This is a genomic window from Rhodobacter capsulatus (genome assembly GCF_005144475.1).
GTDB classification, from domain to species: domain Bacteria; phylum Pseudomonadota; class Alphaproteobacteria; order Rhodobacterales; family Rhodobacteraceae; genus Rhodobacter; species Rhodobacter capsulatus_C.
In genome coordinates, this window is sequence record NZ_SWJZ01000135.1 from 1 (window position 1) to 1008 (window position 1008).

Genomic DNA, 1008 nt, shown 5'->3' on the forward strand with positions numbered 1-1008 from the left:
AGATCGACGGCCGAGGGCGCCATCTGCGGCGCGCAGGGGGACTTCGGTCATGGTCATCGGGTCAACTCCGGTTCGGGAAAAGGGGGAACGCCGGACCGTGCGATCTCTCCCCCGGCGGCGCTCCAAATCCCCCCTGCCCTTCTCGGTCTCTCGGCTCTCACGCCGCAAACTGCAGCGCGCGGACGGCGATGGCACGCCAGAGCGGATCGACAAGACGCCCCTCAAGTTGATCGGCGCGACGGCGCAGATGTGCCACGAACCCATGCTCGCGCCATCCGGCCGCCTGGCTCGCCCGCGCGCGCAAGCCGCTCGCCTCGCGCAACACCGAACGGGCCTCGGGCGTGGAGAGGACCGGGTTGCACCAGGCAATCGCGCCGTCCGCCAACTCGCCCGCGAGCACGAGCCGCTCTTCTCGATCGAGGATCACCATCATATGCGGGGCAACATCGGCGCCGACTTCCTGCGCCAGCACGACCGCAGCAAACATCGCGTCAGCGAGCGTCGCATAGCGATCGAGCTCGACCGGGCGGTCCTGGCCGGACATTGCAGCCCCAAGATCCGGGGCGACAAGTTTCAGAACGAAGGGCAGATCGGGATTGGGCGACGGGAACGCATCGGCGTCAAACCGCGTCGTCGGTGTCGCCTTTCGCGCATGGAACCCTTGATCGAGCATCTCAAATTCTCCTGCGACAGGGGCGGGAAGCCTCTCTCCCCGCCATCACCGTCACCCCAAAACCGCCGCCCTCTTCCACGAAGGGCGACGGTTCAGGGGCTGGCTTGATCGTCAAAGCTTGCCGAGAGCCCTCAAGCTCAGCTCATAGCCAGCCCCGACGATGATGTGGTCATGCAGCGTCAGGCCGAGATAACGGCAGCCCTTCTGGATCTCCTTGGTCATGCTGAGATCGGCTTCCGATGGGGTCGCATCCCCCGAAGGGTGGTTGTGGATCAGGATCAGCGCGCTCGCGTTCAGCATCAGCGCCCGCTTGATCACCTCGCGCGGATAGACGG

General features: G+C 65.9%; 2 protein-coding genes. Both read right to left on the minus strand.

Going from position 1 to position 1008, the window contains the following annotated elements:
• Positions 1 to 157 precede the first annotated feature (157 nt).
• Positions 158 to 673, minus strand: coding sequence for a DNA repair protein RadC (locus FBT96_RS19575; RefSeq protein ID WP_136909631.1), 516 nt, complete (start codon positions 671 to 673; stop codon positions 158 to 160).
• 111 nt (positions 674 to 784) lie between these two features.
• Positions 785 to 1008 (minus strand): JAB domain-containing protein (locus tag FBT96_RS19580; RefSeq protein ID WP_283234953.1); only part of this gene is annotated, 224 nt, incomplete at its 5' end.